This window comes from Methylobacterium sp. FW102-HT35C08, from assembly GCF_058790235.1.
Map to the genome: position 1 here is coordinate 3,206,420 of NZ_JBYTCL010000002.1, position 13,362 is coordinate 3,219,781.

At 66.3% G+C, this 13,362-nt stretch carries 13 protein-coding genes; 7 read left to right on the top strand and 6 right to left on the bottom strand.

The window, feature by feature from the left end; all coding sequences use genetic code 11:
• Positions 1–64: 64 nt before the first annotated feature.
• Positions 65–628 carry a TetR/AcrR family transcriptional regulator gene (locus tag AC3WSN_RS15325; protein WP_492539034.1) on the top strand — a complete coding sequence of 188 codons (564 nt, stop codon included), beginning with the start codon at positions 65–67 and terminating at the stop codon, positions 626–628.
• Positions 629–637: 9 nt separating this feature from the next.
• On the opposite strand, the gene AC3WSN_RS15330 is transcribed toward AC3WSN_RS15325, so the two are convergent.
• From AC3WSN_RS15330 to AC3WSN_RS15340, 3 genes are read right to left on the bottom strand one after another with little or no spacing between them, the layout of a single operon-like run.
• Complete coding sequence (locus AC3WSN_RS15330; RefSeq protein ID WP_492539036.1) at positions 638–1,702, bottom strand: response regulator; 1,065 nt, start codon at positions 1,700–1,702, stop codon at positions 638–640.
• Complete coding sequence (locus AC3WSN_RS15335) at positions 1,699–2,151, bottom strand: response regulator (RefSeq protein WP_492539038.1); 453 nt, start codon at positions 2,149–2,151, stop codon at positions 1,699–1,701. The genes AC3WSN_RS15330 and AC3WSN_RS15335 overlap by 4 nt, the downstream gene beginning before the upstream one ends.
• Positions 2,148–4,031, bottom strand: a complete 1,884-nt coding sequence (locus AC3WSN_RS15340; RefSeq protein WP_492539040.1) for an MHYT domain-containing protein — start codon at positions 4,029–4,031, stop codon at positions 2,148–2,150. Before AC3WSN_RS15340 ends, AC3WSN_RS15335 begins: the two co-directional genes overlap by 4 nt.
• Before the next feature lie 409 nt (positions 4,032–4,440).
• On the opposite strand from AC3WSN_RS15340, the gene AC3WSN_RS15345 reads away from it, so the two are divergent.
• Complete coding sequence (locus AC3WSN_RS15345; protein WP_492539041.1) at positions 4,441–5,142, top strand: hypothetical protein; 702 nt, start codon at positions 4,441–4,443, stop codon at positions 5,140–5,142.
• Positions 5,143–5,148: 6 nt separating this feature from the next.
• Here the strand turns inward: AC3WSN_RS15345 and AC3WSN_RS15350 are convergent, their stop codons facing one another.
• Positions 5,149–5,433 carry a hypothetical protein gene (locus AC3WSN_RS15350; RefSeq protein WP_192707692.1) on the bottom strand — a complete coding sequence of 95 codons (285 nt, stop codon included), beginning with the start codon at positions 5,431–5,433 and terminating at the stop codon, positions 5,149–5,151.
• A 461-nt stretch (positions 5,434–5,894) separates the two neighbouring features.
• Between AC3WSN_RS15350 and frc the strand changes: the two genes are divergently transcribed.
• Both frc and AC3WSN_RS15360 read left to right on the top strand, forming a co-directional pair.
• Complete coding sequence (gene frc / locus AC3WSN_RS15355) at positions 5,895–7,172, top strand: formyl-CoA transferase (RefSeq protein ID WP_192707691.1); 1,278 nt, start codon at positions 5,895–5,897, stop codon at positions 7,170–7,172.
• A 177-nt stretch (positions 7,173–7,349) separates the two neighbouring features.
• The gene (locus tag AC3WSN_RS15360) at positions 7,350–8,282 is read left to right on the top strand and encodes a methionyl-tRNA formyltransferase (protein WP_492539043.1); all 933 of its coding nucleotides are present in this window, start codon (positions 7,350–7,352) and stop codon (positions 8,280–8,282) included.
• 33 nt (positions 8,283–8,315) lie between these two features.
• Here the strand turns inward: AC3WSN_RS15360 and AC3WSN_RS15365 are convergent, their stop codons facing one another.
• Positions 8,316–8,972, bottom strand: coding sequence for a class II aldolase/adducin family protein (locus AC3WSN_RS15365; RefSeq protein ID WP_492539045.1), 657 nt, complete (start codon positions 8,970–8,972; stop codon positions 8,316–8,318).
• A gap of 91 nt (positions 8,973–9,063) precedes the next feature.
• The gene (oxlT, locus tag AC3WSN_RS15370) at positions 9,064–10,341 is read right to left on the bottom strand and encodes an oxalate/formate MFS antiporter (RefSeq protein ID WP_192707688.1); all 1,278 of its coding nucleotides are present in this window, start codon (positions 10,339–10,341) and stop codon (positions 9,064–9,066) included.
• A 478-nt stretch (positions 10,342–10,819) separates the two neighbouring features.
• Between oxlT and AC3WSN_RS15375 the strand changes: the two genes are divergently transcribed.
• The 3 genes from AC3WSN_RS15375 (at position 10,820) to AC3WSN_RS15385 (ending at position 13,355) form a co-directional block, all read left to right on the top strand.
• Positions 10,820–11,512: a GntR family transcriptional regulator gene (locus tag AC3WSN_RS15375; RefSeq protein WP_192707687.1), complete on the top strand. Its 693-nt coding sequence runs from the start codon at positions 10,820–10,822 to the stop codon at positions 11,510–11,512.
• A gap of 502 nt (positions 11,513–12,014) precedes the next feature.
• Positions 12,015–12,167, top strand: coding sequence for a hypothetical protein (locus AC3WSN_RS15380; RefSeq protein WP_492539047.1), 153 nt, complete (start codon positions 12,015–12,017; stop codon positions 12,165–12,167).
• Positions 12,168–12,278: 111 nt separating this feature from the next.
• Positions 12,279–13,355 (top strand): HD-GYP domain-containing protein, encoded by a 1,077-nt coding sequence (locus AC3WSN_RS15385; RefSeq protein ID WP_492539049.1) that lies wholly within the window; start codon positions 12,279–12,281, stop codon positions 13,353–13,355.
• Positions 13,356–13,362 lie beyond the last annotated feature (7 nt).

Consider the following 13,362-nt stretch of genomic DNA (forward strand, 5'->3'; position numbering starts at 1 on the left):
TGCGTGGCGTGGTCCTACTCGATCAGTTACATACCGTCCAGTCGGTTTTTAGTGCAGGTGAGTGATGGAAGCGAAGCGCAGGCGGCTGGCTGAGCGGCCCGAGATCATCCTCGAAGCCGCTGCAGCAGTCCTCCGCAAAAGCGGAGCCCGGGGGCTGACCATCGACGCGGTCGCGGTCGAGGCCGGTCTGAGCAAGGGCGGCGTGCTGCATCACTACGCCTCGAAAGACGCGTTGATCTCGGCCCTCGTGGCCCGAAAGCTGTCGGACCTGCGCGAGGAGATCGCCGCCTGCGAGGCGGAGATCCCGCCCGGCCCGTCGCAACTCTCGCAGGCCATGGTCGCGCATGTCCGCGGGCATTATTGCGACGACGACGAATCGTCCCGCGCGCTGCTGCTGGCTTCGATCGAGTCGCCCGAGGCGCTTGCCGATTACCGGGCTTTCGTGGCGGACCAGCTGGGTCGTCTGGAGCGGATCGAGGGCGCCTGTCCGGGCGAAGGCGCCGTCCTGTTCTTCGCGATCCTGGGGCTGTTCATGGGGCGGGCGCTAGGCTTCCACGCGCTCGATGACGACGCGCTGCAGCCGATGCTTGATGCGCTGGAGCGCATGGCCAAGCGGCCGGAGCGCTAAGGCCGCCAGTCAGGCTTGGAAGACCAGTACGGCGCGGGTGCCGGGCGATCCGGGAACATAGGACAGCGCCGAGCGCAGGTTCGTCGCCATGGCGCGCACGATGCGCGAGCCGAGCCCGGTACCCTGGATCTCACCCTCCCCCGTCCAGCCGATGCCGTCATCTTCCACGGCGAGTGAGACGGTGTCGGCAGCATCCCGGTCGACCGTGACCCGGATCTCCCCCGAAATACCTGCCGGATAGGCGTACTTGTAGGCGTTGGTCACGAGTTCGGTCACGACGACGCCGACCGAGACGGCCTTGTCGGTCGAGAGCCGCACCGGCGCCGCCCGCAGACGGATTGCGTGATCGCGCCCGCTCGCCCGCATTGCGGCCTGCAATTCCTCGACAAGACTCGCCAGATAGGCGTCCAGCTCGACCGACTCCACGTCCTCCGATGTGTAGAGGCGGCGGTGGATACCGGCGATCGCCGAGATCCGCGCCTGCATCTCGTCGAGCGCGGCCTTGGCGGCCGGATCGGTCACGGCATTGCGCTGCATGTGCGCGAGAGCTGCCACCAGCGCCAGGGAATTGGCCACGCGATGGTTGACCTCGCGCAGCAGCAACTCGGCCCGGTCCCGGGCCTCGCGCATCTCGGCTTCCGCGCGCTCCTTGTCCCGCCGCAAGGCCTCCTGTCGCAAAGCCGTCGCAACGGCCTCGCCAAGGAGTTCGCGGAACTGGCCCTGAATGTCCTTCCAGACGTAGTCGACGGCACCCGCCTTCAGGGCGGCCACCGCGACGCGGCTGTCCTCGGAGCCGGTCACGTAGATGACCGGCGGGGCCTGCGGCAGGCTGCGGATCTCGGGCAGGAGGTCGAGCCCCGTCTGACCCGGCATGTGATGGTCGAGCGCCACGGCATCGACGCCACCCCGGGCGAGGCGCGCCAGGCCCTCGGCTCCGCTCCCGCAGAGTTCCACCGCGTAGCCGCGCGCCTCCAGGGAGCGCTTGACCAGGCGGCCGAGGCCAGGATCGTCGTCGATGTAGAGGATGCGCGCCGCCGCGGCGGGGCGATCCTCGCCGGTCGTCTCCGCGCTCATGGGTTCGCGGGGACCTCCATGACCGAGAAGAACAGGCCCAGCTGCCGGATCGCGTTGGCGAATCCGTCGTAGTTCACCGGCTTGGTGATGTAGACGTTCGCCCCCAGGTCGTAGCAGCGTTGGATCTCCTGGCTGTCGTCGGTGGTGGTGAGCACCACCACGGGTGAGCGTCGCGTATGCGGGTTCGCCTTAACCTTCTCCAGGATGTCGAGCCCGGTCATGTCCGGCAGGTTGAGGTCGAGCAGGATCAGGAGGTGGCGCCGGGCGCTCGCCAGTCCGGACCCGTCCGGCCCGAACAGGTATTCGAGGGCGGACGTGCCGTTCGGAAACGGCACGATCTCGTTGTTGACGCCCGCCCGCCGGATATTCCGCTCGATCAGGCGCGCGTGACCCTCGTCGTCTTCGATCATCACGATGCTGACGGGATGCACGGCTCGCTCCACGCTCATTCGGCGGCGAGGGGCGCCGGCTCACGGTCTTCGAGAACCGCTGTAGACGCACCGTGCGGCAAGGTCACGTTGAACGTCGTGCCCTCCCCGAGTTTCGAGGTAATGTCGATCCGGCCGCCGAACGAGCGGATCAGCGCCTTGACGTGAGCGAGGCCGATTCCCTCCCCGGGACGGTCCTGGGCGCCCGATCGCCGGAACAGTTCGAAGACACGCCCGTGGTCGCGCTCGGCGATGCCCCGACCATTGTCGGTAACCGAGAAGCAGACCCCGCGTGCGCCAGCCAGCCGGGCCGTGACGGTCACCCGTCCCGGGCGGGCGGGGTCGAGGTACTTGATCGCGTTGTCGAGCAGATTGCCGAAGATCTGCTCCACCGCGAGCCGGTCGGCGACGATCGAGGGCAGATCGTCCGCGATCGTCACGGCCGCGCCGGCCGCCTCGACCTGATGCCGCTGCGCGTCCACGACGCTCCGAAGCAGGACGGTCATGTCGAGCGGTTCCGGCATGAATTGGCGCCGGCCCTCCCGCGACAGCTTCAGGATCGCGGCGATGAGCCCTTCCATCCGGTTCACTGCCGCCTTGATGAAGCCCAGCGCCTCGCCGAAATCCGCGTCGATCCGCTCGGCCTGCGGATGGCCGTCGAGTGCGGCCCGGATCTCGACCCGCGTTGCCTCCAACTCGCTGGTGAAGCCCATCACGTTGACGAGCGGCGACCGCAGATCGTGGCTGACGATGTAGGCGTAGCGCTGGATTTCCTCGTTTGATTCCCGCAGGTCGGCTTCGGCTTGGCGCTGCTCGGTGATGTCGGTGTGAACGCCGACCCATTCCCGAACCTCGCCCCGGTCGTCGAGCACCGGGACAGCGCGGATCGCGAAATGCCGCCACGTGCCATCGTGGCAGCGCACCCGATGCTCGTGATCGAAGGTGCGCCGCGCGCGGACCGTCTCGTTCCAGCGATCGACGGATTCCTGCCGGTCGTCGGGATGGACCGCATCCGCCCATCCGAAACCCTGGTACGCCTCGCGGGCCTGACCGGTGATCGCGCTCCAGCCCGGCTGGTCGCCGAGCATCCGGCCCGTGGCATCGTTGGTCCAGAGCACGCCGCGGACGGCCTGGACGGCGGCGCGGAAGCGCGCCTCGCTCGCCAGCAACTCGCGCTGAACGCGCTGCTGGTCGATGGACGAGGCCAGCATCGCCAGGAACAGGATAAGGAAGGTTGCGCCCGCCACGTAGAGGGCCAGATTCTCCTGCCGCTGGGGAACCAGCCCGGCATGGGCTGCATGGGCGCTGGCCTCCGACGCCGTGATCGTGGCCGCCGCCATGCCGGTGTAATGCATGCCGGCCACGGCGAGGCCCATGATGCTGGCGGCAGCAAGCTTCTGCCAGACTCCGTGCTGGCGGAACGCGAGCCACAGCGCAGCCGTCGCGGCGGTGACGGCTATCGCCACCGAGAGCGCCACCACCGGCACGCTGTAGGCGAGACGTCCTGAAATCTGGAGCGCCGCCATGCCGGTGTAGTGCATCGCGGCGACACCGAGCCCCATCAGCGGACCGGCGATGAGCAGACCCGCGAGCCCCTCCCCCTGGTAGGCCACCCATAGGAACGCCGCGCCGGTGAACGCGATGGCGATGAGCAGGGAGAGAAGTGTCAGGCCGAGATCGTAGGCGGCCGGCAGGCCCATCTCGAAGGCCAGCATCCCGACAAAGTGCATCGACCAGATGCCGCCGCCCATGGCCAGGGCTGCCCCCGCGACCCACGGCCACCGTGCACCCGGAACCGGTCCACGGATGCGGGCACCCAGATCCAGGGCGGTGTAGGAGGCGAAGATCGAGAGGCCGATCGACAGAGCGACGAGCGCCGGATTGTAGCCGGTGTGGACCATGTGGATTGATCGGCATCCGAAGACCGCGCTTCACGATGTATCCTGTGTCGCGGGACGGCGCTATCGTCTTTGAGAGACAGCCAAATCTTCTGAATAGCGAGCGGGCGTGGCAGCCGGTTTCCGATCGCCCTCGTCGCGAGCCGGCTAGGCGGCAGCACGGGACCGGCGAGAGCAAGACCAAGCTTGATCGCAGCACCATAGACCTGCTGTGGGGCTGCCGGTGGCCTCTCGCGGGGCTGGACGGTTGAACCGACGGGAACGCGGTTTCGTTCGTGCGCCTCGATCCCGTCGGGAAAGCGGACGCGAGGCTGCACGAAGAAAAAATACAGGTTTTTCGCGCCGTGCCGGTCTCTTCGATCGCGCCGGCGCGTTGTAGGCTTCGTTGATCGCTCATCGCGAATGCAGGTTCATGAACGAACACGCCGCGACACCGCTGCCCGACCCCCTGCGCATCTCCCTCGCGCGCGCTCTGTACGATTCTGATCGGAGCGAATGCGCCGAACGCCCGTCCTGGGACGATGATGCGCTCGACGAGGCGCATCCGGGCTTGCGCGCACGCTATCTGCAGCGGGCTGAAGCCCTGGCCGCCGGTCCCCTGGCGGATCTGCTCGCCACGGCTGCCGGCAGATCGGCCAACGAGGAGGAGCTGCGGGTGCTCCGCCGCCAGCGGATGGCCCCGGATCGTGAGCGGGAACTGCTGGAGGCCAACAACCGGATGCTGCTCCGTGCCGAGATGGCGGAGGCGGCCAGGGCTGCGTCAGAGGAGGCGCTCGCCCTGGCACGACGCGAACGCGATGTGGCGCGGGAGGCGGAAGCGTTCTGGCAGCGCTTCGCGTTCGACGCGGACGACCTCGCTACCCGCCGACTGATCGAGCAGACCGACGCGCGGGCCGCGGCCGAGCGGGCGGCGATCCATGAGCGATGCCGCAGGGAGCGCGCCGAGAGCGCGTTGCGTCTTTTTGCGGATCGAGCCGAGGTGATGCCCAAAGAGGGCTGGGCGTCGGAACTCGTCAAGGCGAACCGCGACATCCCGCTCTGGTGGTTCCACGCGGCCCGCGTCGCATTGGAGCCGCCCGTATCGCAGAGCGACCCGCAGGCCGATCCCGCCTGACGCGGCTCAGGCCGCCGCCGGCTGCTTGGCCGAGGCGGGCGGGTTCCGGAATAGAGCGGTACAGCCGGATCCGCGGTGCATGCTCAGGATCGAGGCGCGATCGATCTCCGGGTGTGTCTTCAACACGTTCTGCACGCAGGCGAGAACACGCTCGTACTGTGCCGCGTCGAAGTTCGGCTCGAGCGGACTTACCGCGATGTATGTCTCGACCACCAGCACACGTTCGGCCCGGTCATGACCGACATCCACGGCAATCCAGGAGGACTTGATCAGGCTGGTGCTGGCGAGCATGGACGTCCCTCGTTCAGCGTTGCATCGTTCTGCTCGCCGCGCAGGCGGGCAATTTTGGCGAAATCATGGACCGGCCCCGCACGAAAGCCAAGGGCCTTTCATCCGCATTGCTCCGCAGGCGGGGTGACGCGGAGACGTGTGTTGAGCCATCCCGATTGTCAGCTTACGGTCGCCGGGATCGCGGACGCGCTGCGCTGACAATGGGCACTCGCCTCCACACAATGGCATGTGGTATACAAATCGCCGGACTCGTCACCCTGGGTCCGAATGACGGTATCGCGATACGACGAAACCGCGTGGTGGGAGGGAGTGCAGATATGATCCATCGAAGGATGGAAGGCGCCGGACCCGGCGTTGCGCGCCCCACGTCGCGAACTCGCACGGGCATCGCACCGGCCACCCAAGCGGCTTGAGCCGCCTCCCCCACATCCCGAAGACCGCCTCCAACTCCGAGACCGATCATGACCAAGGCCCTCGAAGGCGTCCGCATCCTGGACTTCACGCACGTTCAATCCGGCCCGACCTGCACGCAGCTTCTGGCTTGGTTCGGCGCCGACGTCATCAAGGTCGAGCGGCCGGGCGTCGGCGACGCCACGCGCCAGCAGCTCCAGGATATTCCGGATGTGGACAGCCTCTATTTCACGATGCTGAACCACAACAAGCGCTCGATCACGCTGGATTCGAAGAACCCGAAGGGCAAGGAGGTGCTCTGGCGCCTCATCAAGGAATGCGACGTCCTGGTCGAGAACTTCGCGCCCGGCGCACTCGCCCGCATGGGCCTGACCTGGGAGAAGATCCACGAGGCGAACCCGCGCATGATCCTGGCGTCGGTGAAGGGCTTCGGGCCCGGCCGCTATGAGGATTGCAAGGTCTACGAGAACGTCGCGCAATGTGCCGGCGGCTCGGCCTCCACCACCGGCTTCCGCGATGGCATCCCGATGGTGACCGGGGCCCAGATCGGCGATTCCGGCACCGGCCTGCACCTCGCGCTCGGCATCGTCACGGCCCTCTATCACCGGACGCAGAGCGGCCTCGGCCAGAAGGTCGACTGTGCCATGCAGGACGGCGTGCTCAACCTGTGCCGGGTGAAGCTGCGCGACCAGCAGCGCCTCGCGCACGGCCCGCTCCGCGAATACAGCCAGTTCGGCGAGGGCATCCCGTTCGGCGAGGCGACCCCGCGCGCGGGCAACGATTCGGGCGGCGGCCAGCCGGGCCGCATCCTGCGCTGCAAGGGCTGGGAGCAGGATCCGAACGCCTACATCTACGTCATCACCCAGGCGGCGGTCTGGGAGCCGATCTGCGACATCATCGGCGAGCCCGACTGGAAGACCGACCCGAACTACGCCACACCGAAGGGCCGTCTGCCCCACCTCAACGAGATCTTCACGCGGATCGAGGCGTGGACGATGAAGATGTCCAAGTTCGAGGCGATGGATACCCTCAACAAGTACGACATCCCGTGCGGCCCGATCCTTTCGATGAAGGAGATCGCCGAGGATGAGGCCCTGCGGAAGACCGGCACAATCGTCGAGGTCGATCACCCGACCCGCGGCAAGTACCTGACGGTCGGCAACCCCATCAAGCTGTCGGCGAGTCCGAGCGAAGTGGTGCGCTCGCCGCTGCTGGGCGAGCACACCGACGAGATCCTGCGTAGCGTGCTCGGTTACACGGAGGCCGAGGTCGGCGAGATCGCCAATTCGGGCGCGATCGGCACGATCCAGAAGATCGCCGCCGAGTAAGCGTCGCCCGACAGCTGGTCGGTATCCGGAACTATATAGCCCGGGACGGTGACGAACCGTCCCGGGCGTATTGATTCATCGATCACGTGAGCGGGTGCGGGCAAGCGATGGCTTAATCTGCGCCCTAGAATATCCGTTCCGGACCGCGAGGGATCCGGATCAAGCCCAGGATATCGCATGCGCATCGCGTTCATCGGTCAGCAGGATTTCGGAAAAGCCGTCCTCGAGGCGTTCCTGAAGCGGGGCGATGACGTGGCGGGCGTGTTCTGCGCGCCGGAGAAGCCGGGAGCGAAGCCGGACGTGCTGAAGACGGCAGCGCAGGAGAAGGGCCTCCAGGTCTTCCAGTTCCCGAGCCTGAAGAGCCCGGAGGCGGAGGCGGCTATGCGCGGCCTGAACGCCGATATCGGCATCATGGCCTACGTGCTGCAGTTCGCTCCACAGAGCTTCGTCAACATCCCGACGCACGGCACGATCCAGTACCACCCGAGCCTGCTGCCGCGTTACCGCGGCCCGTCCTCGATCAACTGGCCGATCGCCCGCGGTGACTCGCAGACGGGCCTCACGATCTTCCGTCCCACCGACGGCCTCGATGAAGGACCGGTGATCCTGCAGAAGACCTGCCCGATCGGCCCCGACGCGACCTTGGGCGACGTCTACTTCGAAAACCTGTTCCCGATGGGGGTCGACGCCATGCTCGAAGCGGCCGATCTGGTCGTCGCCGGGCAGCACATCGAGGTCGACCAGGACGAAGATGCGGCGAGCTACGAGGGGTGGTTCCGCGCTGCCGAGGCCGAGATCCGCTGGAGCGCTCATGCCGAGCAGATCTACAACCTGATCCGTGCCGCGAACCCGGCGCCCGGCGCCTGGACGACCCTCGACGGCAAAAAGCTTCAGATCTTCGATTCCTGCCTGCACCCGACCCGCCGCCTCTCCGACGTGAAGGGCAAGCCCGGCGAGGTCATCGGTATCGACGAGAACGGATTCAGCGTCTGCGCGCAGGGCGGCCGGATCGAGATCCGCAAGGTCAAGCCGGAGGGCGGCAAGAAGGTGTCGGCCGCCGACTATGCTCGGGAGATCGGGCTCGCCGCGGGGCAGGTGCTGGGCCGATAGAACGGGCCGGCTGGGCGCGCCTTCAGCCGGACGTCAATCCCGCGCGGGCGCGTTGAACCCGTAGCCGCGGAAGCGCTCCACGGTCTCGTGGATCTCGTGGTCCGACAGGATCGCCGGTGCACCGACCTGGAGCGCGATAGCGTATTGGTGGCAGAGCGTCTCCAGCTCGACGGCGAGCCAGAGCGCCTTCTCCAGGCTCGCGCCGGCCGCGATCATGCCGTGGTTCGCCAGAAGGCAGACGTTGCGGTCGACCAGGGCCGCGAGGGCGAGCTCGGACAGTTCCGCCGTGCCGTAGGCCGCGTAGGGCGCGCAGCGGACAGTGGACCCCCCGAAGGCCGCGATCATGTAGTGCACCGCCGGAATCTCCCGGCCGCACATCGCGAAGGCCGTGCAGTAGAGGGGGTGGGCGTGGACCACGGCGCCGATCTCGGGCCGATGGGCCAGGATGTCTCGGTGGAAGCGCCACTCCGAGGATGGTTTCTGGTCCGGCGGATGCGCACCGTCCAATCCCATTGGGACGATATCTTCGGGACGCATACGGGCGGTCGGTAAGCCCGACGGCGTGATGAGCAGGCCGTCACGGAAGCGGACCGAGACGTTTCCCGACGTCCCGCGGTTCAGCCCCTGCACGTCGAGGTCGCGCGCGGCTGCCACGACGCTGTCCCGCGCGCTCCGCTCGTCGGTATCCATGCCCGGTCTCCGGTTTCCCCGGTCCCGGGTATGCAGGAAGCCCGGCGCCGTAAAGACGGCGCCGGGCTGTTTCGGGTGATGCGGGTGGCGGCTACTGAGCCAGGACCGGCGCGAGGCCGGCCTCGGGCTTCTTGGTGTAGGCCGCGCGCATCGGCTTCAGGACGAACAGCGCGAGGAGGGCCGCCAGAATGTTCAGCCCCGCCGCGACCAGGAACACGGTGTGCCAACTGCCGGTCATGGTCGTCAGCACGCTGGTGTAGGGCACGATCAGGGCCGCGGTCCCCTTGGCGGTGTAGAGCAGACCGGCATTGGTCGCCGCGTATTTCGACCCGAAGGTGTCGCCGCAGGTCGCCGGGAACAGCGAGTAGATCTCACCCCAGGCGAAGAACACGAGGCCGGTCAGCAACACGAAGGCGATCGGGTTCTGGCCGAACTGGCTCAGCGCGTAGATGCCGAGGCCCTCGATCGCGAACGACAGGAACATCGTGTTCTCGCGGCCGATATGATCGGACACCCAGCCGAAGAACGGGCGCGTAACGCCGTTGAGCACCCGGTCCAGCGTCGCCGCGAAGGTCAGCGCCGGCAGCGTGATGCCGAGGAGCGAGACCGGGACGTCGGCGATCTTGAAGTCCTTGGCGATGGGGCCGAGCTGTGCGGTCGCCATCAGACCGCCGGCGGCCATCATGACGAACATGGCGTACATGACCCAGAAGATCGGCGTCCGGACCATCTCGGCGGGCTTGTAGTCCCGCTTCGACTGGCTGACCCGAGCAACCTCCGGGACCTGTCCCTTGGCCGGCGCGCGCAGGAACAGGGCGATCAGCATCACAATGACGCCCTGCCCGATGCCGAAGTAGAAGAACGCGGCCTCGTAACCCTGCGACTTGATCATCGCTTGGATCGGCACAACGGTGAGCGCGGAGCCTGCGCCGAAGCCCATCGCGGTGATACCGGCGGCAAGACCGCGGCGGTCCGGGAACCACTTCAGGGAGTTGCCCACGCAGGTGCCGTAGACGGCGCCAGCGCCCGTGCCGCCGATCGCGGCCGCGATGTAGAGCACCGTGAGCGATTCTGCGTAGGAGTTGATCACCCAGGCGATGCCGCAGAGCAGGCCGCCGAACAGAGTGACGATCCGCGGGCCGTACTTATCGACGAACCAGCCTTCGATCGGAACCAGCCAGGTCTCGGTGACGACGAACAGGGTGAAGGCCACCTGGATCGCGGCCCGATCCCAGCCGTGCCGCTCCTGCATCGGGTTCACGAAGAAAGTCCAGCCGTACTGCATGTTGGCAATCATGCACATGCAGACGACGCCGAAGGCGAGTTGCAGCCATCGGCCGCGCCCCACCGGTTTGTGGATCTCGGACATACGCTTCCCTCCTAGGCAGTATTCTTTATGCCTTATGCGCTCTACGGTTTTATGCCCTGCCTCAGCGCGTCATGGCAGAACAAACCGTCCGTCGTTCTTGGAAAAATTCTTGGCCCGCGGGCAAATTTGTTCGCATTGCCTCCAGCACACGTCATCGACGATAGCATTCGGAGCCGTGTGGTCGACGGTATGCCAGAAAGATGGTGCTGATATCATCCATGCCTGTCAATCGAACATGCAGAAAAATACCGGATTGAAGTGATGGATTAAGTTCGGCTTGCCGAACGTGCCGTTTGCAATCGGTCCGGCCACACCGATCCGAGCTGTCGCACGATCGAGGAAGGCGGCTCTCGTCACAGGTCTGTGGGACCAGGCCGCAATTGACTAGGATCTGGCTAAGGTTTGAGTTAGGTCCGATGAGAGCGCACGACAAAGAATGCGTGCGGGAAATCATATCTGTGAGTTGACTGGACGAGGGATGTCGAACTCCGAACCGTTGAGCGTGAAGCCGATCGTCGCCAGCTCCAGTCTCCGGACCTTGGCCTATGAGGCGCTGAAGAGTGCCATCACCAACATGGACATCTACGGGCGTCCGGACGAGGTGCGGCTCGATGAGCGGAAGCTGTCGCAGGATCTGGGCGTCAGCCGGACTCCGGTGCGCGAGGCGCTGACGGTCCTCGAACAGGAGGGCTTCGTCCGCTCGGAGGCACGGCGCGGCGTCTTCGTCATCAAGAAGAACAAGCGCGAGATCGTCAGCATGATCCACGCGTGGACGGCGCTGGAGAGCATGGCGGCGCGTCTCGCCTGTGCGCGGGCGACCGACGCACAGCTCCGCTCGCTGCGGGAATCCTTCCCGGAATTCTACGAAGGGCAGCCGGCCGAGCACATCGACGAATATTCGGATGCCAACATCCGCTTTCATCAGCGCATCATTGCCCTGGGCCACTGCGACGCCATCGCGGATCTCACCAGTAATCTTCTGATGCATGTCCGCGGCATCCGCAGCACGGCATTGCGGCAGGGTGACCGGGCGGAGCGGTCGATCCGGGAACACGTCGCCATCATCGCCGCGCTCGAAGCCCGGGATGCCGACCTTGCCGAGCGTCTCGTGCGCGAGCACGGCCTCGGCTTGGCGCATCACGTCGACACCTACGGCGATTATCTCGACTAGGACCGGACCGCCGCGACCCGTCGCGCAGCACACACTCTCCGGCGCGTCGCGGACCTCAGCTCTGAGGCCACGGATGAATCTCGACGCGATGTGGCGGCTCGAGGCAATCGAATTAGCTGGGTAGATCGGGTCTGCCGGCGGTCGAGAAAGTGCTTCTTGCCGGTGTCGAAGCCGTTGCTGATGGCAGTGCTGTGCCATCCCCGTAGGTTTGCCTCCGACGCGCCTCCGGTGTCGTGTTCAGTCCCTAAGACACTGTGTTTCCGATGCCGTCGACCGACTGCACTGCATTATTCGCTTGTGCGCGATCGGGCCATATCTTTCATCGAGCGGGTCGTTCCGAGCGCATGAGTGGGGCTCAATATCCACCGAAACGGCCATCAATCTGACCTGCATGCATGGTGAGCATGCGCGGTATTCGATATCTGGCATACCAGACAGCTGACGGAGATGGCACTTATCGCATTGCAGCATATGACGCGATGGCGTCGTTCCGGAGAATGTCATGACCGTCAGCTTCGTCGTTCTGTTCGCCGCGTTCGCAGCCTGCCAGGCTCTGCTGACCGTGAAGTATGCGGACTTCCTGAGCCCGGCTTCCGATGCTGATCGTTCGGCCGTTGGTCCCGCGCGCGAAGTCGGCAAGGCGAAGCTCGCCTGAAATGCATCTAAACCGACGCCGTCGCGCTGCTGACTGCGTAGGGTTAACGCTTTCCTCAAAGCTTCCCGCTAAGGTCAACGCATCGTTGACCATGCGGGCGAGGGAGCGACCGTGTTGGCCGTCGGCCCCTTACCGCGATTCTCTGCCAGCCCCTTCGTCCTGCTGATCTCGGACCGGCCGACCGAGCGAGCGGGGCTGGAGCGGGCGATCGCATTGGTGATGGATTGCCGGGCCATTTCGCCCGGCGCCGCTGTCCCGCACGAGCGGCCGCATTTGATTATTCTGGATCTGCCGCCCGCTCAAGTCGCGCGGATTGAGCCCGCCCTCAGCTATCCCGGGCCGCGGATACCGCGCCTGATGCTCGTCCGCGGGGAGCCGGCGCCCGCAGCCCCGCAGATCCGCCAGCTGCCCGCGGTCGCAGCCCGTCAGGTCGTGCTGGCGAACGCGTTCGCGATGATCGAGGAGGCGACGCGCTCGGGGCAAGTACGGGAGCGGCGGCTCGCCGACCATGTCTCCCAGGCGACCGCACTCGTGGCCGAACTGTTCGACAGCGCTGCCCTCGGCGCGCGGTTCCAGCAGGCCGACATCGACCGCGGCACGGAATTGGTGCTGGCCGCCGTATCGGAAGTGGGCATCGCGGCCTGGCTTGCCGAAGTCTGGCGCCACGATATCGGTGTCTACCAGCACACCCTCGGTGTCGCCGGTCACGCCGCAACGTTCGGCGCGCAGATCGGGCTCGGACGCGCGGATCTCGCGCGGCTGGTGACTTCGTCACTCCTGCACGATATCGGCAAGTCGCGCATTCCGGTCGAGATCCTGAACAAGCCGGGCCCGCTCAATCCCGAAGAGCTGCGCCTGATGCAGCGACATCCCGATATCGGCGCCGATCTGCTGCTGGCGCAGGGCGGCTTCGAGGATGCGGTGATCGACGTGGTCCGCCATCATCACGAGCGCCTTGACGGCAAGGGCTATCCGGATCGGCTGTCCGGCCCCGCGATATCGGACCTCGTCCGCATCGTGACGATCTGCGACGTGTACTCAGCGCTGACGGAACGGCGAACCTATCGGCAGCCTGCCAGTGCCGCGGAGGCCCTGGCCATCATGACCGATAGCAGCGGCCACCTCGATACGGCGCTGCTCCGCGCCTTCGCGCCCGCGATGCTGGGAAGCGCCGCGCTGGCCGCTTAAGGGCTTG

Bases quoted from the DNA above. Each gene is read 5' to 3' on its own strand.
- AC3WSN_RS15335 (WP_492539038.1), bottom strand. From the start codon at position 2,151: ATGAGCGTGGAGCGAGCCGTGCATCCCGTCAGCATCGTGATGATCGAA.
- AC3WSN_RS15365 (WP_492539045.1), bottom strand. From the start codon at position 8,972: ATGGATACCGACGAGCGGAGCGCGCGGGACAGCGTCGTGGCAGCCGCG.
- frc (WP_192707691.1), top strand. From the start codon at position 5,895: ATGACCAAGGCCCTCGAAGGCGTCCGCATCCTGGACTTCACGCACGTT.
- AC3WSN_RS15330 (WP_492539036.1), bottom strand. From the start codon at position 1,702: ATGAGCGCGGAGACGACCGGCGAGGATCGCCCCGCCGCGGCGGCGCGC.
- AC3WSN_RS15350 (WP_192707692.1), bottom strand. From the start codon at position 5,433: ATGCTCGCCAGCACCAGCCTGATCAAGTCCTCCTGGATTGCCGTGGAT.
- oxlT (WP_192707688.1), bottom strand. From the start codon at position 10,341: ATGTCCGAGATCCACAAACCGGTGGGGCGCGGCCGATGGCTGCAACTC.
- AC3WSN_RS15380 (WP_492539047.1), top strand. From the start codon at position 12,015: ATGACCGTCAGCTTCGTCGTTCTGTTCGCCGCGTTCGCAGCCTGCCAG.
- AC3WSN_RS15340 (WP_492539040.1), bottom strand. From the start codon at position 4,031: ATGGTCCACACCGGCTACAATCCGGCGCTCGTCGCTCTGTCGATCGGC.
- AC3WSN_RS15375 (WP_192707687.1), top strand. From the start codon at position 10,820: ATGTCGAACTCCGAACCGTTGAGCGTGAAGCCGATCGTCGCCAGCTCC.
- AC3WSN_RS15360 (WP_492539043.1), top strand. From the start codon at position 7,350: ATGCGCATCGCGTTCATCGGTCAGCAGGATTTCGGAAAAGCCGTCCTC.
- AC3WSN_RS15325 (WP_492539034.1), top strand. From the start codon at position 65: ATGGAAGCGAAGCGCAGGCGGCTGGCTGAGCGGCCCGAGATCATCCTC.
- AC3WSN_RS15345 (WP_492539041.1), top strand. From the start codon at position 4,441: ATGAACGAACACGCCGCGACACCGCTGCCCGACCCCCTGCGCATCTCC.